The organism is Pseudomonas sp. 39004 (genome assembly GCF_028682155.1).
Taxonomy (GTDB): domain Bacteria; phylum Pseudomonadota; class Gammaproteobacteria; order Pseudomonadales; family Pseudomonadaceae; genus Aquipseudomonas; species Aquipseudomonas capeferrum.
Map to the genome: position 1 here is coordinate 57519 of NZ_JANIAG010000004.1, position 18761 is coordinate 76279.

Annotated in this window: 19 protein-coding genes; 4 read left to right on the forward strand and 15 right to left on the reverse strand. The window is 63.8% G+C overall.

Features of this window, described 5'->3' with window-relative positions:
* Window positions 1-25: 25 nt before the first annotated feature.
* A complete protein-coding gene (locus NP534_RS01405) occupies window positions 26-1297 on the reverse strand; it encodes an Hsp70 family protein (RefSeq protein ID WP_274097500.1) in 1272 nt (423 codons plus the stop codon).
* A 164-nt stretch (window positions 1298-1461) separates the two neighbouring features.
* On the opposite strand from NP534_RS01405, the gene cbpA reads away from it, so the two are divergent.
* Entirely contained in the window at window positions 1462-2418 is a 957-nt protein-coding gene (gene cbpA / locus NP534_RS01410; RefSeq protein WP_033701769.1) for a curved DNA-binding protein, read from the forward strand.
* Window positions 2419-2420: 2 nt separating this feature from the next.
* Window positions 2421-2729, forward strand: coding sequence for a chaperone modulator CbpM (locus NP534_RS01415; RefSeq protein ID WP_033701768.1), 309 nt, complete (start codon window positions 2421-2423; stop codon window positions 2727-2729).
* 46 nt (window positions 2730-2775) lie between these two features.
* On the opposite strand, the gene NP534_RS01420 is transcribed toward NP534_RS01415, so the two are convergent.
* The 6 genes from NP534_RS01420 to urtA all read right to left on the reverse strand — a co-directional run bounded on the left by NP534_RS01420 (window position 2776) and on the right by urtA (window position 8866).
* A complete protein-coding gene (locus NP534_RS01420; RefSeq protein ID WP_274097501.1) occupies window positions 2776-3291 on the reverse strand; it encodes a GNAT family N-acetyltransferase in 516 nt (171 codons plus the stop codon).
* Window positions 3292-3322: 31 nt separating this feature from the next.
* A complete protein-coding gene (urtE, locus tag NP534_RS01425; protein ID WP_274097502.1) occupies window positions 3323-4021 on the reverse strand; it encodes an urea ABC transporter ATP-binding subunit UrtE in 699 nt (232 codons plus the stop codon).
* A gap of 37 nt (window positions 4022-4058) precedes the next feature.
* Window positions 4059-4916: an urea ABC transporter ATP-binding protein UrtD gene (gene urtD / locus NP534_RS01430; RefSeq protein ID WP_274097503.1), complete on the reverse strand. Its 858-nt coding sequence runs from the start codon at window positions 4914-4916 to the stop codon at window positions 4059-4061.
* Window positions 4913-5992, reverse strand: a complete 1080-nt coding sequence (gene urtC / locus NP534_RS01435; RefSeq protein ID WP_274097504.1) for an urea ABC transporter permease subunit UrtC — start codon at window positions 5990-5992, stop codon at window positions 4913-4915. Before urtC ends, urtD begins: the two co-directional genes overlap by 4 nt.
* A complete protein-coding gene (gene urtB, locus NP534_RS01440; protein WP_443201065.1) occupies window positions 5992-7512 on the reverse strand; it encodes an urea ABC transporter permease subunit UrtB in 1521 nt (506 codons plus the stop codon). The genes urtC and urtB overlap by 1 nt, the downstream gene beginning before the upstream one ends.
* Window positions 7513-7600: 88 nt before the next feature.
* On the reverse strand, window positions 7601-8866 hold the full coding sequence (urtA, locus tag NP534_RS01445; protein WP_033701760.1) for an urea ABC transporter substrate-binding protein: 1266 nt from the start codon (window positions 8864-8866) through the stop codon (window positions 7601-7603).
* A 264-nt stretch (window positions 8867-9130) separates the two neighbouring features.
* Between urtA and NP534_RS01450 the strand changes: the two genes are divergently transcribed.
* Both NP534_RS01450 and NP534_RS01455 read left to right on the forward strand, forming a co-directional pair.
* Window positions 9131-9946 (forward strand): hypothetical protein, encoded by an 816-nt coding sequence (locus tag NP534_RS01450; protein ID WP_274097506.1) that lies wholly within the window; start codon window positions 9131-9133, stop codon window positions 9944-9946.
* 447 nt (window positions 9947-10393) lie between these two features.
* The gene (locus NP534_RS01455; RefSeq protein ID WP_274097507.1) at window positions 10394-10582 is read left to right on the forward strand and encodes a hypothetical protein; all 189 of its coding nucleotides are present in this window, start codon (window positions 10394-10396) and stop codon (window positions 10580-10582) included.
* A gap of 42 nt (window positions 10583-10624) precedes the next feature.
* On the opposite strand, the gene cycA is transcribed toward NP534_RS01455, so the two are convergent.
* From cycA to NP534_RS01495, 8 genes are all read right to left on the reverse strand, one after another.
* Window positions 10625-12031, reverse strand: coding sequence for a D-serine/D-alanine/glycine transporter (gene cycA / locus NP534_RS01460; protein WP_033701758.1), 1407 nt, complete (start codon window positions 12029-12031; stop codon window positions 10625-10627).
* 132 nt (window positions 12032-12163) lie between these two features.
* On the reverse strand, window positions 12164-13528 hold the full coding sequence (locus NP534_RS01465; RefSeq protein WP_274097508.1) for a PepSY-associated TM helix domain-containing protein: 1365 nt from the start codon (window positions 13526-13528) through the stop codon (window positions 12164-12166).
* Between the two features lie 58 nt (window positions 13529-13586).
* Window positions 13587-15656 (reverse strand): TonB-dependent copper receptor, encoded by a 2070-nt coding sequence (locus NP534_RS01470; protein ID WP_274097509.1) that lies wholly within the window; start codon window positions 15654-15656, stop codon window positions 13587-13589.
* 66 nt (window positions 15657-15722) lie between these two features.
* Window positions 15723-16163 carry a DUF2946 domain-containing protein gene (locus NP534_RS01475; protein WP_274097510.1) on the reverse strand — a complete coding sequence of 147 codons (441 nt, stop codon included), beginning with the start codon at window positions 16161-16163 and terminating at the stop codon, window positions 15723-15725.
* 23 nt (window positions 16164-16186) lie between these two features.
* Entirely contained in the window at window positions 16187-16672 is a 486-nt protein-coding gene (locus NP534_RS01480; RefSeq protein ID WP_274097511.1) for a copper chaperone PCu(A)C, read from the reverse strand.
* A 46-nt stretch (window positions 16673-16718) separates the two neighbouring features.
* The gene (locus tag NP534_RS01485; protein ID WP_274097512.1) at window positions 16719-17108 is read right to left on the reverse strand and encodes a DUF2946 domain-containing protein; all 390 of its coding nucleotides are present in this window, start codon (window positions 17106-17108) and stop codon (window positions 16719-16721) included.
* 141 nt (window positions 17109-17249) lie between these two features.
* Window positions 17250-18104, reverse strand: coding sequence for an SPFH domain-containing protein (locus NP534_RS01490; protein WP_274097513.1), 855 nt, complete (start codon window positions 18102-18104; stop codon window positions 17250-17252).
* Window positions 18105-18130: 26 nt separating this feature from the next.
* Window positions 18131-18568, reverse strand: coding sequence for an NfeD family protein (locus tag NP534_RS01495; RefSeq protein ID WP_033701751.1), 438 nt, complete (start codon window positions 18566-18568; stop codon window positions 18131-18133).
* Window positions 18569-18761: the final 193 nt, after the last annotated feature.

Here is an 18761-nt window from a genome sequence, read left to right on the forward strand (position 1 = left end):
GGCCGCTTTGCGGCCCCAAGATCGTTCAGACAACGCCGTAGCGCTTGCGTGCCTCGATCGCCAGCCCGCTGCCAATACTGCCGAAGATGTTGCCTTCCACATGCCGTGCATTGGGCAACATCGCCGCCACGCTGTTACGCAGCGCCGGAATGCCGCTGGAACCCCCGGTAAAGAACACCGTATCCACTTGCCCTTCGCTTACCCCGGCCTTGTTCAGCAGCTCGCTGACACTGCCGCGCACGCGCTCCAGCAGGCTATCGATCGCTTCTTCGAACACCGCACGGGTCAGCTCGGCGGTCAGTTCAGGCTCGACACGGCGCAAGTCGATGCGGCGGCTGTCCTGTTCGGTCAGCTCGATCTTGCTGGCTTCCACTTCCATCGCCAGCCAGTGGCCGGCGCGCTGTTCGATCAGCTGGAACAGGCGGTCGATACCGAGGGTGTCCTCGATGTCGTAACGCATGTTGCCCAGGGCCAGCTGCGACTTCTGCGAGTACAAGGCGTTGATGGTGTGCCAGGTGGCCAGGTTGAGGTGGTAGCTGGTCGGCATCAACGCACCGCTCTTCATCCGGCTGCCATAGCCGAACAACGGCATCACGCCCTGCAGGCTCAGCTGCTTGTCGAAATCGGTACCGCCGATGTGCACGCCACCGGTGGCAAGGATATCGCTTTGGCGTTCGGCCACCAGGTGGCGCTCGGGCGACAGGCGGATCAGGGTAAAGTCGGAGGTACCCCCGCCGATATCGACGATCAGTACCAGCTCTTCACGGCTGATGCTCGACTCGTAGTCGAAGGCTGCGGCAATCGGTTCGTACTGGAACGACACGTCCTTGAAGCCGATCTTACGCGCCACGTCGGCCAGGGTGTCTTCGGCTTCCTGGTCGGCGGCCGGGTCTTCATCGACGAAGAACACCGGGCGGCCCAGCACGACCTGGTCGAAGCTGCGCTCGGCGGCGGTTTCGGCGCGCTTTTTCAGTTCGCCGATGAACATGCCCAGCAAGTCCTTGAACGGCAGGGCGCTGCCCAGCACGCTGGTGTCGTGCTTGATCAGCTTGGAGCCGAGCAGGCTCTTGAGCGAGCGCATCAGGCGGCCTTCGTAGCCTTCCAGGTACTCGTGCAGCGCCAGGCGTCCATACACCGGGCGACGCTCCTCGATGTTGAAGAAGACCACCGAAGGCAGGGTGATCTTGCCGTCTTCCAGGGCAATCAGCGACTCGAGGCCAGGGCGGTGCCAGCCGACCGTGGAGTTGGAGGTGCCAAAGTCGATGCCAAGGGCACGGGCCGGGGATACGTCAGACATGGGAAAAAGGTTTCCGGAGGCAAAACGGCCGCGCAGTTTATGCCAGTTGGCAACAGAATCAAGACCAGTCGTCTGCCATACAGCAATCCCAAGCGGCCCTTGAAAGGCTATGCTTGACCCCTATCTTCAGTTGCAACACGCAAATTCACATTGGTGATCCATAAATGGACTTCAAAGACTATTACAAGATACTTGGCGTAGAGCCCACGGCGGACGAAAAGGCGATCAAGGCCGCCTACCGCAAGCTGGCACGCAAGTATCACCCCGATGTCAGCAAGGAGCGCGACGCCGAGGACAAGTTCAAAGAGGCCAACGAGGCCTATGAAGTGCTCGGTGACGCGCAGAAACGTGCCGAATTCGACGAGATCCGCAAGTACGGTGGCCAGCATGGCCGGCCGTTCCAGGCGCCTCCGGGCTGGGAAAACCGCGGCGGTGGTGCGGGCGGTGGTTTCGAAGGCGGCGACTTTTCCGACTTCTTCAGCTCGATTTTTGGCGCGCGGGGGGGCAACCCCTTTGGCGGCGCCCGGCAGCAGCGCAGCGCAGGCAGGCGAGGGCAGGACGTGGAGTTGGAACTGGCGGTATTCCTTGAGGAGACCCTGAGCAAGGAGTCCAAGCAGATCAGCTTCCAGGTGCCGCAGACCAATGCCGCCGGGCAGCGCACCGGGTTCACCACCAAGACCCTGAACGTCAAGATCCCCGCCGGGGTGACCGACGGCGAGCGCATCCGCCTCAAGGGCCAGGGTGCGCCGGGCAGTGGCGGCGGGCCCAACGGCGACCTGTTCCTGACCATCCGCATGGCACCGCACCCGCTGTTCGATGTCGAAGGCCATGACCTGATCATCACTGTGCCACTGGCACCGTGGGAGGCGGCACTGGGCGCCAAGGTGGCGGTGCCGACCCTGGACGGCAAGATCAACCTGACCATCCGCCCCGACAGCCAGAGCGGCCAGCGCCTGCGCGTACCGGGCAAAGGCCTGGCCAACAAGCAGGGCGAGCGCGGCAACCTCTATGCGCAGCTCAAGGTGGTCATGCCGACTGCATCCGACGAGTCGACCCGTGAACTGTGGGCCAAGCTTTCCGAGAAGGCCGCGTTCAACCCGAGGGCACAATGGAGTAAGTGATCATGAGCAGCACCCTGATCGTTCAACTGGACATGCGCACCCTCTGCCAGGAAGCCGACATTACGGCGGACTACGTGATCGAAATAGTCGAGCACGGCATCGTCGAACCCTCTGGGCGAACGCCTGAGGACTGGTTGTTCGACGATCAGGCGCCGCTTTTGGCCAAGCGCGCGGCGAAGCTGCACCAGGAGCTGGAACTGGAGTGGGAAGGCGTGGCGCTGGCGCTGGAGCTGTTGCAGGAAGTGCAGCAACTGCGCAGTGAGAACAACATGCTGAAACAACGCTTGGGCAGGTTCACCCAGCTGGGATGAGGCCAGTGCGGGCCCCGCGAAGGGGCCCACACCGGCACCCTCACGTTCAGGCCGGCTCAGCCCCCGGGTTCAGCATCAGCTGCATGAACGTCAGGTCCAGCCAGCGGCCGAACTTCACCCCCACCTGCGGCATCTGCCCGGTCACCACGAACCCCAGCCGCTCATGCAGGCGTACCGACGCCGCGTTGCCGCTCTCGATGGCCGCCACCATCACGTGCTTGCCGCAACCCCGCGCGCGTTCCACCAATGCGCTCATCAACAATGGCCCCAGGCCCTTGCCGCGCTGGTCGCCACGGATGTACACCGAATGTTCCACGGTATTGCGAAAGCCCTCGAACGGCCGCCAGTCACCAAACGACGCATAACCCAGCACGCCGCTCTCATCCACCGCCACCAGAATCGGGTAGCCCTGCTGCGCACGGGCCTCGAACCAGGCCTGGCGGTTGCCCAGGTCGACGGGTGTTTCGTTCCAGATCGCCGTGGTGTTGCGCACGGCGTCGTTGTAGATGTCGAGGATGCCCGGCACATCGGCGGGCAAGGCGTCGCGGATTTCGTGGCTCATTGCAGCGTCTCACAAGGTCGATCGGTGCAGATTAAATGGTTACCAGCCCGCGTACACCTTCTGCCTGCATGTTTGCCCCCAGCCCGCGCTGGATGATCTCGCCGCGGGCCATCACCAGGTACTGGTCGGCCAGTTCTTCGGCGAAGTCGTAGAACTGCTCCACCAGCAGGATGGCCATGTCGCCGCGCTGGGCCAGGCGTCGGATGACCGCGCCGATTTCCTTGATCACCGAAGGCTGGATACCTTCGGTGGGCTCGTCGAGTATCAGCAGACGCGGGCGGCTGGCCAAGGCGCGGCCAATGGCCAACTGCTGTTGCTGGCCGCCGGACAGGTCGCCGCCGCGGCGCTGTTTCATCTGTTCCAGTACCGGGAACAGTTCGTAGATGAAGGCGGGCACTTCACGGGCCTCGCGGGCGGGGAAGCGCGACAGGCCCATCAACAGGTTCTCCTCCACGGTCAGCCGCGCGAAGATTTCGCGGCCCTGGGGCACGTAGGCGATGCCGGCCTGCACCCGTTGCTGGGGCTTGAGCGCGGTGATCGGCTTGCCTTCCCATTCGACGCTGCCTTCGCGGGCTGCGACCAGGCCCATCAGGCAGCGCAGCAGGGTGGTCTTGCCCACGCCGTTGCGGCCCAGCAGGCACGTGACCTCGCCGACCTTGGCCTCGAAGGACAGGCCGCGCAGGATGTGGCTGCCGCCGTAGTATTGGTGCAGTGTGTCGATTTTCAGCATGTCATGTCCCTGGAAGTTTTTGCGCTGGCTGTGAGGATCATCGGCCCAGATAAACCTCGACCACCCGCTCATCCGCCTGCACCTGCGCCAGCGAGCCCTCCGCCAGCACGCTGCCTTGGTGCAGCACCGTCACATGGTCGGCAATGCTGCCGACAAACCCCATGTCGTGCTCCACCACCATCAGCGAATGCGTGCCGGCCAGCCCCTTGAACAGCTCTGCGGTGAACTCGGTTTCGGCATCGGTCATGCCCGCCACCGGCTCGTCGAGCAGCAGCAGTTGCGGCTCCTGTACCAGCAGCATGCCGATCTCCAGAAACTGCTTCTGGCCGTGGGACAGCAACCCTGCCTGGCGCTGCGCCAGCGGTAGCAGGCGCAGGGTGGTCAGCACGTGTTCGATACGCTGTCGTTGCTCGCCGCTCAAGCGCGCGGCCAGGCTGGCCCACACCGACTTGTCGGCCTTCAGCGCCAGCTCCAGGTTCTCGAACACCGTCAGCGCCTCGAACACCGTGGGCTTCTGGAACTTGCGGCCGACCCCGGCCTGGGCGATCTGGTATTCGCTCATGCGGGTCAGGTCGAGGGTGTCGCCGAAAAAGGCGCTGCCGCTGTCGGGGCGGGTCTTGCCGGTGATCACGTCCATCATCGTGGTCTTGCCGGCGCCGTTGGGGCCGATGATGCAACGTAGCTCGCCGACGCCGATGTACAGGTTCAAGCCATTCAGCGCCTTGAACCCATCGAAGCTGACGCTGATGTCTTCCAGGCTCAGCACCGTGCCGTGACGGGTGTCGAGGCCGGCCTTGCGGCTCTGGCCGAGGCCGATGGCGTCGCGGCTGGCGCCAAGGGTGTCGAACACCGGCTCCAGCATGAACTCGGGATGAACCGGGGGCACGCCTCTCATGGCTGGCTCCTTTTCTTCAGCAGGCCCACCACGCCCTTGGGCAGGTACAGGGTGACCAGAATGAACAGCGCACCGAGGAAGAACAGCCAGTACTCGGGGAACGCCACGGTGAACCAGCTCTTCATGCCATTGACCAGGCCTGCGCCCAGCAGCGGGCCAATCAACGTGCCACGCCCGCCCAGGGCGACCCAGACAGCGGCTTCGATGGAATTGGTCGGCGACATTTCGCTGGGGTTGATGATGCCCACCTGGGGCACATACAGTGCGCCGGCCAGGCCGCACAGCACGGCGCTCAGCACCCACACCAGCAGTTTGAAGCCGCGCGGGTCGTAACCGCAGAACATCAGGCGGTTCTCGGCGTCGCGCACGGCAGTGAGCAGCCGGCCGAACTTGCTGGTGGTCAGGCGCCAGCACAGGTACAGGCTGGCCAGCAACAGGCCGACAGTCAGCAGAAACAGCACGGCCCGTGTGCCTTGCGCGGCAATGTCAAAGCCCAGAATGGTGCGGAAGCTGGTAAAGCCGTTGTTGCCGCCAAACCCGGTCTCGTTGCGAAAGAACAGCAGCATGCCGGCAAAGGTCAGGGCCTGGGTCATGATCGAGAAGTAAACGCCCTTGATCCGCGAGCGGAAGGCGAAAAAGCCGAACACCAGCGCCAGCAGCCCAGGCGCCAGCACCACCAGGCACAGGGCCCAGGCAAAATGCTGGGTGCCGGCCCAGTACCAGGGCAGCTCGGTCCACGACAGGAAGGTCATGAAACCCGGCAGGCCATCGCCGGCGGCCTGGCGCATCAGGTACATGCCCATGGCGTAGCCGCCGAGGGCGAAGAACAGCCCGTGGCCGAGCGACAGCAGCCCGGCATAGCCCCAGACCAGGTCCAGGGCCAGGGCGACGATGGCGTAGCAGAGTATCTTGCCGACCAATGTCAGCGTGTAGGCCGAGACCTGCAGGGCATGGTCGGCCGGCAGCAACGACAGCAGTGGCAGGGCCAGCAGCAACAGTACGACGACTGCGCCGATGGCCAGCGACAGGCGCGGCCCGGCTTTTTGCGAAGCGGTGACAAGCAGTGGCTGGTTCATCAGTCGATTACCCGTCCCTTGAGGGCGAACAGGCCTTGCGGGCGCTTCTGGATGAACAGAATGATCAACGCAAGGATGAGGATCTTGCCAAGCACCGCGCCGATCTGCGGCTCCAGCAGCTTGTTGGCGATGCCTAGGCCGAAGGCGGCCCAGAGGCTGCCGGCCAGTTGCCCGACACCGCCGAGTACCACCACCAGGAACGAGTCGATGATGTAGCTTTGGCCCAGGTCCGGGCCGACGTTGCCGACCTGGCTCAGGGCCACGCCACCGAGCCCGGCGATACCGGAGCCGAGGCCGAAGGCGAGCATGTCGACGCGCCCGGTGGACACGCCACAGCAGGCGGCCATGTTGCGGTTCTGCGTCACCGCGCGCACGTTCAGGCCGAGCCGCGTGCGGTTGAGCAGCAGCCAGGTCAGCAGTACCACGGCGAGGGCGAAGCCGATGATCACCAGGCGGTTGTACGGCAACACCAGGTTTGGCAGCAGTTGGACACCACCGGACAGCCACGCCGGGTTGCTGACTTCGACGTTCTGCGCGCCGAAGATCAGGCGGATGGCCTGGATCAGGATCAGGCTGATACCCCAGGTCGCCAGCAGGGTTTCCAGCGGGCGGCCGTACAGGTGGCGGATCACCGTGCGCTCCAGCGCCATGCCGACCCCGGCGCTGACGGCGAACGCCACCGGCAGGGCGATCAGCGGGTAGAACTCGATGGCGCCCGGGGCGTAGCGTTGCAGCAGTACCTGGACCATGTAGGTGCTGTAGGCACCGAGCATCAGCATTTCACCGTGGGCCATGTTGATCACCCCGAGCAGGCCGAAGGTGATCGCCAGGCCCAGCGCCGCCAGCAGCAGGATCGACCCCAGTGACAGACCGCTGAAAGCCTGGCCCAGCAGCTCGCCGACCAGCAGCTTGCGTTTGACCTGGGCCAGGCTGGTTTCGGCAGCGGTACGCACGCCGGCATCGCTTTCGACGCCGGGCTGCAGCAGCGCCTCCAGGCGGGTGCGGGCGACCGGGTCGCCGGTCTCGCCGAGCAGGCGCACGGCGGCCAGGCGTACCGCAGGCTCGCCGGCGCCCAACTGCAGGTTGGCCAGGGCAAGGCCGAGGGCGGCGTGTACCGCAGGGTCCGCTTCGTTGGCGAAGCGCCGGTCGAGGAAGGCCATCTGCGCCGGTTGCGCGCTCTTCTGCAGTTGCTGGGCGGCGGCCAGGCGCGCGTCGTTGTTGTCGCTGAGCAACTGGTGGCTGGCCAGGGCGTTGTCGATCAGGCCACGCAGACGGTTGTTCAGGCGCACCTTGCGGGTGTCGCCTTCGGCGATGCGGCCTTGGCGCAGGTTTGCCAGCAGCGCCAGGCGCGCGGCATCGGGTTGCGCCGCCCAGCCTTCGAGCAGGCGAGCCTGTTCGGCGGGCTTGGCGCTGAGGAAGAATTCGCCCTCGCTGGCCTGGGTTGCCAGGGGCAGCATAAGGAGCAGGGTGAGCAGGAGTCTGAGCATGCGGGCAATCCTGGAAATCGGCGGTGGATTCATCGCGAGCAAGCTCGCTCCTACAGGGCAGGCACCGCATGTGTAGGAGCGAGCTTGCTCGCGATTGGGCCGCATAGCGGCCCCAGTGCACTCAGTTACCTTTCACTGCGTAATCAGGGCGCTTGTCGTTACCCGGAATGAACGGGCTCCAAGGCTGTGCCCGCAGTGGCTGCTCGGTCTCCCAGACCACGCTGAACTGCCCGTCATCCTGGATCTCGCCGATCATCACCGGCTTGTGCAGGTGGTGGTTGGTCTTGTCCATGGTCAGGGTGAAGCCGGACGGTGCCTTGAAGCTCTGCCCAGCCAAGGCTTCGCGCACTTTGTCGACCTCGGTGGACTTGGCTTTTTCCGCCGCCTGCGCCCACATGTGGATACCCACATAGGTGGCTTCCATCGGGTCGTTGGTCACCGCCTTGTCAGCGCCGGGCAGGTTCTTGGCCTTGGCGTAGGCCTTCCAGTCGGCGACGAACTTCTGGTTCACCGGGTTATCCACCGATTCGAAGTAGTTCCACGCCGCCAGGTGGCCCACCAACGGCTTGGTGTCGATGCCACGCAGTTCTTCTTCACCCACCGAGAAGGCTACCACTGGCACGTCGGTGGCCTTCAGGCCCTGGTTGGCCAGCTCTTTGTAGAACGGCACGTTGGAGTCGCCGTTGACGGTGGATATGACAGCAGTTTTGCCGCCGGCAGAGAACTTCTTGATGTTGGCGACGATGGTCTGGTAATCGGCATGGCCGAACGGGGTGTAGACCTCTTCGATGTCCTTGTCGGCCACGCCTTTGCTGTGCAGGAAGGCGCGCAGGATCTTGTTGGTGGTGCGCGGGTAGACGTAATCGGTGCCCAGCAGGAAGAAGCGCTTGGCGCTGCCGCCTTCTTCACTCATCACGTACTCCACAGCCGGGATGGCCTGCTGGTTGGGCGCGGCGCCGGTGTAGAAGACGTTCGGCGACATCTCTTCGCCTTCATATTGCACGGGGTAGAACAGCAGGCCGTTGAGCTCTTCGAACACCGGCAGTACCGACTTGCGCGACACCGACGTCCAGCAGCCGAACACCACCGCGACCTTGTCCTGGGTGAGCAGCTGGCGGCTTTTCTCGGCGAACAGCGGCCAGTTGGATGCCGGGTCGACCACCACCGGTTCGAGCATCTTGCCATTCACGCCACCCTTGGCGTTGATCTCGTCGATGGTCATCAGCGCCATGTCCTTGAGCGATGTTTCGGAAATGGCCATGGTCCCCGACAGCGAATGCAGGATGCCGACCTTGATGGTCTCGGCGGCCTGGATACTCCAGCTCAGGCCCATCGCCGCAATCGATGCGCTGAGGGTAAAGGCCTTGATCAGACTGCGACGCTTCATGTGCTCTCTCCGCTGGTTTTTTTGGTGTTGGCCAAGCGGGAGGGGCTTTGCAAGGGGTGTGCCGAACCATCGGGTGGCTCTGGAACGGGGTTTACAGTGGTAGATCGGGGTGGCTGTGCACTGCGATGGGAAGGCGGTGCAGAGCATGCTTCAAGTTGGGGCGTTGTTGCCGAGGACCTGATAATTCTGTCAGTAGCCGATTTTGCGCACGCCTTACACACTGAGGCAGTGTTTATTCTGTGCTCAACGAAGGAGCTCTGAGTTATGCCACTGAACCCCCTCTACAAGGTTATTGCAGGGACTTGCGCGCTGTCGTGGGTCCTCGCCACTACCGGTTGTGCACAGGTTTCAAGCGTCGAGGCGCCAGTGCCGGTTTCCGCTGATGTCTACGCTGATCAGACCGGAGACAGCCGGTTCGAGCCAGGCGCATTGCAGCAGCAGGCAAGCGGTTACAGCGTGCAAAGCGGCAATCTTCTCGGCAAGCAGGGGGTAAGCGGCGCCATGGTGGTGATCCGCGCACCCGATGGCGCCGTGACCGTCTTCGTTGACCGCGAAGGCAATCGTGGGCTGCTGCAGGTGGATGCCTCAGGCAAGCGAACTTTCACGCCTGATGTCGAGTTCGATCCACTGCAGCTAGACACTGTCGAGGACAAGCCGCAAGAAACAAGACTCTCCGCGCTACCGGCGCCCGGTGCTGTCACTTACGTGGACGCGTTGGTCGGTTTCACCACCCAGGCATTGGCCGCAAGAGAAGTCGACCCATATGCTTTTGCGCTTGGCCAGATGGAGTGGGTCAATTTGAGCTTGCGCAATTCCGCAGTCAGAAACATCGAGTTGCGCCTAGCGGGGATTCTCGTCACTCAAGAAGATATTCCGGTGACTACCGCAGGGCTGTCGACGTGGCAGCAGCGACTGACGGCGCTGCGCTCCAGTTACCGGCATGACATCAACGCCGGCTTCTCGGTAGGCGGGGACGCCGGCGGCTGGGCCTACAGACCTGGGTATTCAAGTGTCAATTCCATCCATGGGACTTCGCCGTTCAAACACGAAATGGGCCACAACGTTGGCGGTGCCCACTGATACCCCGCCGCTGGGGACAACTACAGACACGGCTTCAATGCCGGAGGTGGCTTTACCACCAACCTCTGTGGCAACAGCCGGCCTTATTATTCGACGCCCGACATTAGCGTCGACGGCCGCGTTATTGGTGACGCGAAAACGGCCGACATGGCTAGGCTCTGGCGCGAGCAGGCTGGTCGGCTCAGCAGCTATAGCCCAGCATTGGCCGGTGAGCGACTTATCTACGTGTCCACACAGGAAGCTGCGCAGGTTACCCTCCCGGCCGGTAATGCGAGGCGTCGCGTGGGCGTAGTGGCGCTTTCTACGGAAGTTGGCCCGATCTCTCTGGTTTACGGTGGGCAAGGTGTCACAACATTAACCGTCAAGTTGCAGGGCGCCGACGGGCGGCAGCATCCCGTCAACTTCCGCGCACTACGACACATTTCGGGGTGTCCACAGACCACGACGATGAACAGCTATCAGCTGTGCCACCCTGACAGTGGGGGGGCCATGACGCTGATTCTCTCCTACGAAGCCGAGGACAACCTTCAGCTTCCAGCGGGTTGGTACAACGGCACGGTAGAGCTGAAGGCTCTGGACGTCGACAATTCCACCTGGTCAGTCCCTATTCTGGTCACCATGGCCGTGCGTCGCTAAGCATGAGCAAGCACAGGGGCCGAGAGCAGCCCCTGTGCTTCATCAGGTATTGCGAACTGACGTCCGCGGACGGCGTTGACTGCGCACAGATTGATAGGTGACCGCCAACAGCACAAACCAGATCGGCGTGACGACAAGCGCGGAGCGGGTGTCTGCTTCAAGGCTCAGCAGCACCAGAATGAAGGCGAAGAACACCAGGCACACGTAGCACATGAAGCGCCCGCCGGGCATCTTGTACTTCGATGCCTGGTGCAGCGCTGCGCGGGTTTTACGGTACTTCAAGTACGAGAGCAGGATCAGCGTCCAGACGAACATGAACAGCACCGCCGAAACCGTAGTGATCAGGGTAAACGCCTCGACTACGTCAGGAATCAGATAGATCAGCACCGCGCCCAGCAACAGGCAGGTACAGGAGAAGTACAGGCCGTTGGCCGGTACTGCGCGGCGCGACAGTTTCTCCAGTGCCTTCGGCGCGTCACCTTCCTGGGCCAGGCCGTAGAGCATGCGGCTGGTGGAAAACACGCCGCTGTTGGCCGACGAGGCCGCCGAGGTCAGTACCACGAAATTGATGATGCTGGCCGCTGCCGGCAGGCCGGCCAGGACGAACAGTTCGACGAACGGGCTCTTGCCCGGTACCACGTCGCGCCACGGGGTCACGGCCATGATCGCGAGCAGTGCCAGCACGTAGAACACGATAATACGGATCGGGATCGAGTTGATTGCCCGGGGCAGGGTGCGTTCGGGGTTTTTTGCTTCGGCGGCGGTGGTGCCGACCAGTTCGATACCGACGAAGGCGAACACGGCGATCTGGAAGCCGGCGAAGAAGCCCATCAGGCCATTGGGGAACATGCCGCCGTCGTTCCACAGGTTGGCCAGCTGCGCGGTGCGCCCGCTCGGCGACTCGAAGCCGCTGATGACCATGTACAGGCCGGTGGCAACCAGGCCGAGGATGGCGACGATTTTGATCAGGGCGAACCAGAACTCGAGCTCGCCGAACATCTTCACGGTCACCAGGTTCAACGACAGCAGCACCGCCACGCAGGTCAGCGCGGGTATCCACTGTGGCAGTTCCGGGAACCAGAATTGCGTGTAGGCGGCGATCGCCACCACATCGGCGATGCCGGTGACCACCCAGCAGAACCAGTAGGTCCAGCCGGTGAAGTAGCCGGCCCAAGGGCCCAGCAAGTCGGCGGAGAAGTCGATGAACGACTTGTAGTTGAGGTTCGACAGCAGCAGTTCGCCCATGGCGCGCATGACGAAGAACAGCATGAAGCCGATGATCATGTAGACGAAGATGATCGATGGGCCGGCAAGGCTGATGGTCTTGCCCGAGCCCATGAACAGGCCGGTGCCGATCGCGCCGCCGATGGCGATGAGCTGGATGTGGCGGTTGGTCAGGTTGCGCTGCAGATGCTGCTCTTCAGCGGGAGGGGAAGAGGTCCGGGTCATTGGCTGCATTCCATTGAGGGTCAGTCTTTTTTTGTGAAAGCCAAGTAGGCTAACACGGGCGTCCCAATTCGGGGCGCGACAGATCGACACGATTCATGGGTAGCAGGGGGCCGCTTTGCGGCCCCGCAGGCCTCAAGCCTGGGCCAGTACCCGGCGGCGCACCACCAGGCTGTCGACCAGCCACATCACCACCATCGACACCCCCACCAGCGGGAACATCACCCCCAGCACGACCATCACCCCGACTGCCGTCTTCCAGCGCGGCAGGTCATGGCGCAGCGGCGGCACACCCAGCCCGCCCGTTGGCCGGCGCTTCCACCACATCACCAAGCCACTGACCGACCCCAGCAGAATCATCAGGCACACCACAAGGATGATGATCTGGTTCAACGCCCCGAACATCTTGCCTTCATGCAGCATCACGCCCAGCTCGGTAGCCCGGGCGACCGGGCTGTAGTCCTGCCAGCGCACGTCGGCCAGCACCTTGCCGGTGTACTGATCGACATGCAGGGTGGCGTCGTTGCGTGGGTCGTCGGCGAACACCGCAACGGTGAACACGCCGTCGGCCGTGGTCGGCAAGGTAATGCTGTAGCCCGGCTCGACCTGACGGGAAGTGGCGATGTCCTCGACCTGCTGCAAGCTCACTTGCGGCGCTGCCGGGGCGTTCGACATCATGTGGTGCCCGGCATGTTCGGCATGGGCGCCGGACTGCGGCATGGGGGTGTTCTCCACCGCCCAGGGCACGGTCTGGCGATGGGCGCTGTTGAGCTCGCGGGCCTGCTGGTCGGACTTGGGCACGTCGTTCCACATCGCGGCAGGGAAACGGTTCCACAAGTCGGCGTACTGCTTGCCCCACATGCCCGTCCAGGTCATGCCACTGAGCAACATCAGCAGCAACAGGGCCGAGCCCCAGAACCCGGTCACCGCATGCAGGTCACGCCACAACAGCCGACCGCGTACGGAAAACCGCGGCCACAGCACGCCGGCGCTGTTGCGCCCGCGTGGCCACCACAGATACAGGCCCGACACCACCAGCACGATGCCCCAGCCCGCCGCCAGCTCGACCAGGCGATCACCGACTGTGCCGACCATCAGCTCGCCATGCAGGGCACGGGCAACCGCCTGCAGGTTCTGTTTGCCATCCTGCTCGCCGAGCAGCTTGCCACTGTAGGGGTCGACGAACACGTTCAGTTCGCGCCCGCCGTCATGCACCACGAACTGCGCGCTGCGCTCGGCATCCAGGGGCGGCAGGTACTGGCCGACATGGCCTTGTGGATAAGCCTTGCGCACCTCGGCCAGCAGGGTGTCTGCAGGCTGTCGATGATGGCCGGCTTCGACCACCATCAGGTCACGGTACAGCAGCGGGTCGAGCTGCGGTTTGAACAGGTAGATGATCCCGGTGATCGCCAGCAGGATCATGAACGGGGCGACGAACAGCCCCGCGTAAAAATGCCAACGCCAGGCCAGGTTGTAGAAAGAGATGCGTGTTCCGCGCATGGGAACCTCCTGTTTGACCAGGTGAGGGGCGCGACCGCAGCCGCGCCCATTGTTGTTGTCAGAAGCTGAAGTCGACCTTGGTCCAGAAGGTCCTGCCTGGCTCGTTCACCGGCTGTGGGTCTGTGGCCGGGTAGCCGAACCCGGCGTTCCCGGCCAGGTTCAAGTGCTCGGCGTAGGTTTTGTCGAACAGGTTGTCGACCCCTGCGCTGAGCTTGAGGTTGGTGTTCACCTTGTAGGCACCATTGAGCGAGAACACGCCGAAGCCAGCGCTCTTGTCGTAGTCCTTGCCCACCACATTGCCCTGGTTCTCGGCGATGCGGTTTTGCGCGGCCACCAGCCGCCACAGGGCACCGACACTCCAGACGTCGCGGCTGTAGGTCAGGCCCAGGCGGCTCTCCAGGGGCGGCATTTGCGGTAGCGCTTTGCCATCACTGCTGTTCTTGCCCCAAGCGTAGGCCAGGGTAGCGTCGGCTTTCCAGTTTTCGCTGAGCTTGTAGGCCGCGCCCAATTCGCCGCCCATGATGCGCGCGTCGATGTTCTGGGCCTGGGAAGTGCTCATGCCCATCATGCCGGTGCGGTAGTCGAACAGAATGTAGTCGCGGATCTGCCCGACATACCCCGAGGCCCAGGCCTCCAGGCGTTCGTCGCGGTACTGGATGCCGAAGTCGAGCTGGGTGGTCTTCTCTGGCTTGATGCCGTCGAAGGCGTTGGCAGCACCGGCCGGCGCTTGCTTGGGCGAGAACAGCTCCCAGTAGTCGGGGAAGCGCTGGGCATGGCCCAGGCCGATGTAGGTGGTGGCGGAAATGGCCGCCAGGTCGTGCTCATAGCGCACGAAACCGCTGGGCAGGGTATCGGCGCGGGTGTCGCCTTCAGTGGCGCTGCCTTTACGGAAGTCACGGGCCGAGGCACGGTCCAGGCGGGCGCCGCTGATCAGCCGGTCTGCGTCGCTGACGTACCAGGTCAGCTCGCTGAAGGCACCGTAGTTATGGAAGTCGGCGTCCTTGGTCCAGGCCTGGCCCTTGTGCGCATCGACGCCCATGCCACCGCGCTGGCGATGCTCGTTGGTCTGCGCATCGATGCCGCTGACCAGTTGCACATCGGCCCAGCGCCAGGTCGCCTTGACCCGGGCGCCCATGGTGCGGCGGTCGACATTGCTGACCATGGGCATGCCCATCATGCCGCTGCCGGAGGGGGTACGCAGGCTGTAGTTGTCCATCACGTGGTCGGCGTAGTTGTAGTAGACCTGCGCCTCGACCTTGTCGAGCACGTCGCCGAGGTTGGACTTCTCGAACCGCAGCCCCAGGCTTTCACGCTTGAACTGCGAGCCGTCCATGCCGCGCCCGGCATAGCGTGCTTCGCCGTCGCCCTTGCCGGCGGTGAGTTCCAGCAGGGTGTCCTGGTCGGGGGTCCAGCCGAGGGTGACATCGCCGTTCCATTTGTCCCAGCGCGACGGCACGGTGTCATCGTTGCCGTCATGGTAGTCGTCCGAGCGCGACTGGTTGCCGACGAAGCGGGCATAGGCCTGGCTGTTGCCGGCGGCGGCGTCCAGTACCTTGTCGAAGCGGCCATTGGAGCCGGCCAGCAGGCTGGCGTTGACGCGGCTGCCCAAGGTGCCGAATTTTTCCGGTTCGCGTTCGAAGAGGATGGTACCGGCCGAGCCGCCAGGGCCCCAGATCACGCTTTGCGGGCCTTTGATCACGGTCAGGCGGTCGTAGGTTTCGGGTGATATGTACGAGGTCGGTGCATCCATGCGGTTGGGGCAGGCGCCCAGCATCACGCCGCCATTGGTGAGGATGTTCAGGCGCGAACCGAACATGCCGCGCAACACGGGGTCACCGTTGGTGCCGCCGGAGCGGATTGCCGAGAAACCGGGGATGGTCTTGAGGTAATCGGCACCGTCGCTGGCCGGTACCGGCTGGCGCGGGTCTTTCGGGTTGGTGACCACGGTCAGCGGCGAGCTGGGCGCCACGGCGGTGATCACCGTCGGGCTCAGCTCGGGGGCGGCAGCATGCGCGTGCTCGGCGTGGCCGAGGTCGCTGGCCAGGGCCATGGGCGCGATCAGCGAACCGCAGACGGCGGCGATGGCCCCGCGCAGGGACAGGGCAAAAACAGGGGTGCAGCCAGACATAATGATTCCAGTCGATCAGTCATGAATGAGCGCGAAGCCTCCTGGCTCCGTGCGGACAATGTGTTTTCAGACGCTGATCGAGGAAGGCGGCGCGCGGCTGCGCGCACCCGGGAATACAGCCTGCCGGGCATGCCCCTGGCGCGTGGTTGCAAGAAGGTGAGTGGAGGGGACTGCTACGCCGGCACTGAGCGGGCTGAGGGTTTGCGGCAGTGCGGGGCAGTTGAACAGCAGGCTGCAGTAGCCGCACTTTTCCCACATCACATGCAGTTGGCCATCGCCGCCATGGCCATCATGGCCGTGGTGCGAGTCCACGCTCTGCGCGTGCTCGTGGGCCATCGACATGCCCGTCGGCATGTTCATGCCGGCGTGGTGGTCCATCGGCATCGACTGGGAAACCAGCGGGCCGATGAAAATCATCCACATGGCGAACAGGCTCAGCCAGCCGCCCCCGACGCGCCTGCGTTCAGGGCGGGGGGTACGGCTGATGCTGTTGCGCGGCAGGCTCATGGCGAGTGCCTGTCAGCTAATGTTCAGTGCGCGTGTTCGTGAGCCTGGGGCTGGCCCGAGGGCGCCTCTTTCTGCACGGCGACTTCGACCGTGACATCACCGGCCTTCTCGAAGTGCAAGGTCAACGGGAAACGCTTGCCGTCGCTGAGCAGGCTGCGGTCCTTGGGCTGCATCAGCATCACGTGGTAGGCGCTGGGGGCGAAGGTCACATCCTTGCCGGCGGGTACTACCACGCTGGGCACCTGTTGCATCTTCATGGTGCCGCTGGCGGTCATGGCGTGCTCGTGCAACTGGGCGTCATCGCTGATGGGGCTGTCGACACTCAGCAGGCGGTCATCGGCCTGGCCATTGTTGTGCACGACGAAATACGCGGCGACGTTGGGCGCGTTGGGGGGCAGTTGCAGCGACCAGGGGTGCGCGATGTGCAGGTCGCCCACGGTGTATTCGTGGGCTGTGGCGAAGGCGCTGGGCAGCAGCAGGGCGGCCACGACGAGGGCTTGCTTGAGCATGGTGAGTCTCCGATCTGTTCAGGTTCAGGCAGACAGTGTGAGCAACTCAGACCAGAGGGGAGGCACGGGGGTTGAGCGCGGGCCATAGCTGGCGCGGCGTGGGTTGGTAGTCGGCAAGCAGCGGCAGGTGCCCGGCGTGCAGTGTCGGCGGGTTGTGCAACTGCGGCGGGTAGCCGGGCAAGGCCAGCAGCGGTGCGGCGCCAGCGCAGCACCAGCAGTTCATCATGCTGGCGCTGTCGTCGCTTTGCGGGCCGAGGTCGATCTTGGCCAGGGCCTGGACGTCGACCTTAGCCTTGTTGGCCATGCTGGAACAGAAAGCCCCCCACAGCAACTGCTCGGCCGGGCCCTTGGGCGCGGCAGAAGACAGCGGCATGGCCAGCAGGTTGAACAGCACTGCTAGGCAGGCTATCCAGGCAATGTGCCGACGTGGGGGCATGGAGAGATCCGGTCAGGAATCGTGGTGGGTATTGTAAGGCGCAGTATAGGTAAAAAAGGCGGGGTGCGGTGAAGTGACGCAGGTGGGGAGGGGCTGGGGCCGCTTTGCGGCCCCTTCGCGGGGCAAGCCTGGCCCGCTAACTCAGGGCTTGTTGCGGCCCATCAGGCCGCGCACGGTCTCTTGCAGGTCTGCCGGCAACACCACGACTTTGGCATTGCTGCTGCTGGCCAGGTTCTCCATCGCGCCGATGTAGCGCTCGCCCAGCAGGTACATGGCCGGCACGGTCTCGCTGCCCACGGCCTCCTTGACCAGCGTAATCGCCCGTGCCGACGCCTCGGCCAGGTTGATCTGCGCCTCGGCGTCCAGCTTGGCGGATTGCAGGCGTGCTTCAGCTTCGAGGATCGCAGCCTGCTTGGCACCCTCGGCACGGGTGACGTCGGCTTTACGTTCACGCTCGGCAGCGGCCTGGCGTTCCATGGCCAGTTGCATGTTCTCGGACGGCTTGATGTCCTGGATCTCGACCGAGCGCACGGTCACGCCCCAGTCTTCGGTCTGCTCGGACATCGCCTCGCGCAGGCGGGCCTTGATCTGCTCACGGCTGGACAAGGCTTCGTCCAGGTCCATGGCACCGACGATGGCGCGCAGCGAGGTCATGGTCAGGCTGGTGACGGCGAAGGAGAAGTTCTGAACGCCGTACGAGGCCTTCTGCGGGTCGACTACCTTGGCGAAGCACAAGGCGTTGGCGACGATCACCGCGTTGTCCTTGGTGATGATTTCCTGCTCTTGCACATCGAGGATGATGTCTTTGGTGGGCAGGCGGTAGGCGACCACGTCCACGTACGGAATGACGATGTTCAGGCCGGGTTTGAGGGTGTTGTTGTAGCGGCCAAGGCGCTCGACGATCCACTCCTCGCCCTGGGGCACGATACGCACCCCCTTGAACACGGTGATCAGGACGAACAGGGCGAGGGCGCCCACGACGATAAGGCTGGTCATGATACGAACTTCCTTTCAGTACGGATTCAGGCCCGGATGACGCGGGCGGTATTGCCTTCGATGGCGGTGAGGCGCACACGCTCGCCGGACGGGATCTCAGTGTCGGCGACGCAGGTCCATTCTTCGTTGCCGAGGATCGGCTTCTGGAAACGCACGCGGCCTTTCTGGAACTCGGAAACGCTGGCGGTCAGCAGGCCGACTTCACCGATCACGCTATCGGCCGTCCAGCGCACATCCGGTTTTTTGCGCCGGAACAGCTTGAACCACAGGGCGGTGGTGGCTGAGGACAGCAGCACCCACAGCAGCATCTGCATATCCAGTTGCAGGCTGGGTGCGGCGAGCGAGATGAGCGAAACCAGCACGGCACCGATGCCGAACCAGAGAATGAAGAACGTAGGCAGGACCAGTTCGAGCAGGATCAGCGCGATACCGAATACCAGCCAGATCCACCATTGCATTTCCATATGAATGAAGCCTTCCGGGGGAGGGGGGAAGAGTTTAGGGCAGAGGATGGGCAGAAGGCTATTCAGACAAGTTGGCGTTGGGTGTAGGAAGAGGCTGATTTGGCATGGAGGCGGTTGGGGGGGGAGAAGTGCTTGCCGTAGGTTTTTTGGCGCCTTGAAGATCGAGCGCCGCCCGCGCGGCGCATCGCGAGCA

Bases quoted from the DNA above. Each gene is read 5' to 3' on its own strand.
- NP534_RS01405 (WP_274097500.1), bottom strand. From the start codon at position 1,297: ATGTCTGACGTATCCCCGGCCCGTGCCCTTGGCATCGACTTTGGCACC.
- cbpA (WP_033701769.1), top strand. From the start codon at position 1,462: ATGGACTTCAAAGACTATTACAAGATACTTGGCGTAGAGCCCACGGCG.
- NP534_RS01415 (WP_033701768.1), top strand. From the start codon at position 2,421: ATGAGCAGCACCCTGATCGTTCAACTGGACATGCGCACCCTCTGCCAG.
- NP534_RS01420 (WP_274097501.1), bottom strand. From the start codon at position 3,291: ATGAGCCACGAAATCCGCGACGCCTTGCCCGCCGATGTGCCGGGCATC.
- urtE (WP_274097502.1), bottom strand. From the start codon at position 4,021: ATGCTGAAAATCGACACACTGCACCAATACTACGGCGGCAGCCACATC.
- urtD (WP_274097503.1), bottom strand. From the start codon at position 4,916: ATGAGAGGCGTGCCCCCGGTTCATCCCGAGTTCATGCTGGAGCCGGTG.
- urtC (WP_274097504.1), bottom strand. From the start codon at position 5,992: ATGAACCAGCCACTGCTTGTCACCGCTTCGCAAAAAGCCGGGCCGCGC.
- urtB (WP_443201065.1), bottom strand. From the start codon at position 7,512: ATGAATCCACCGCCGATTTCCAGGATTGCCCGCATGCTCAGACTCCTG.
- urtA (WP_033701760.1), bottom strand. From the start codon at position 8,866: ATGAAGCGTCGCAGTCTGATCAAGGCCTTTACCCTCAGCGCATCGATT.
- NP534_RS01450 (WP_274097506.1), top strand. From the start codon at position 9,131: ATGCCACTGAACCCCCTCTACAAGGTTATTGCAGGGACTTGCGCGCTG.
- NP534_RS01455 (WP_274097507.1), top strand. From the start codon at position 10,394: ATGAACAGCTATCAGCTGTGCCACCCTGACAGTGGGGGGGCCATGACG.
- cycA (WP_033701758.1), bottom strand. From the start codon at position 12,031: ATGACCCGGACCTCTTCCCCTCCCGCTGAAGAGCAGCATCTGCAGCGC.
- NP534_RS01465 (WP_274097508.1), bottom strand. From the start codon at position 13,528: ATGCGCGGAACACGCATCTCTTTCTACAACCTGGCCTGGCGTTGGCAT.
- NP534_RS01470 (WP_274097509.1), bottom strand. From the start codon at position 15,656: ATGTCTGGCTGCACCCCTGTTTTTGCCCTGTCCCTGCGCGGGGCCATC.
- NP534_RS01475 (WP_274097510.1), bottom strand. From the start codon at position 16,163: ATGAGCCTGCCGCGCAACAGCATCAGCCGTACCCCCCGCCCTGAACGC.
- NP534_RS01480 (WP_274097511.1), bottom strand. From the start codon at position 16,672: ATGCTCAAGCAAGCCCTCGTCGTGGCCGCCCTGCTGCTGCCCAGCGCC.
- NP534_RS01485 (WP_274097512.1), bottom strand. From the start codon at position 17,108: ATGCCCCCACGTCGGCACATTGCCTGGATAGCCTGCCTAGCAGTGCTG.
- NP534_RS01490 (WP_274097513.1), bottom strand. From the start codon at position 18,104: ATGACCAGCCTTATCGTCGTGGGCGCCCTCGCCCTGTTCGTCCTGATC.
- NP534_RS01495 (WP_033701751.1), bottom strand. From the start codon at position 18,568: ATGGAAATGCAATGGTGGATCTGGCTGGTATTCGGTATCGCGCTGATC.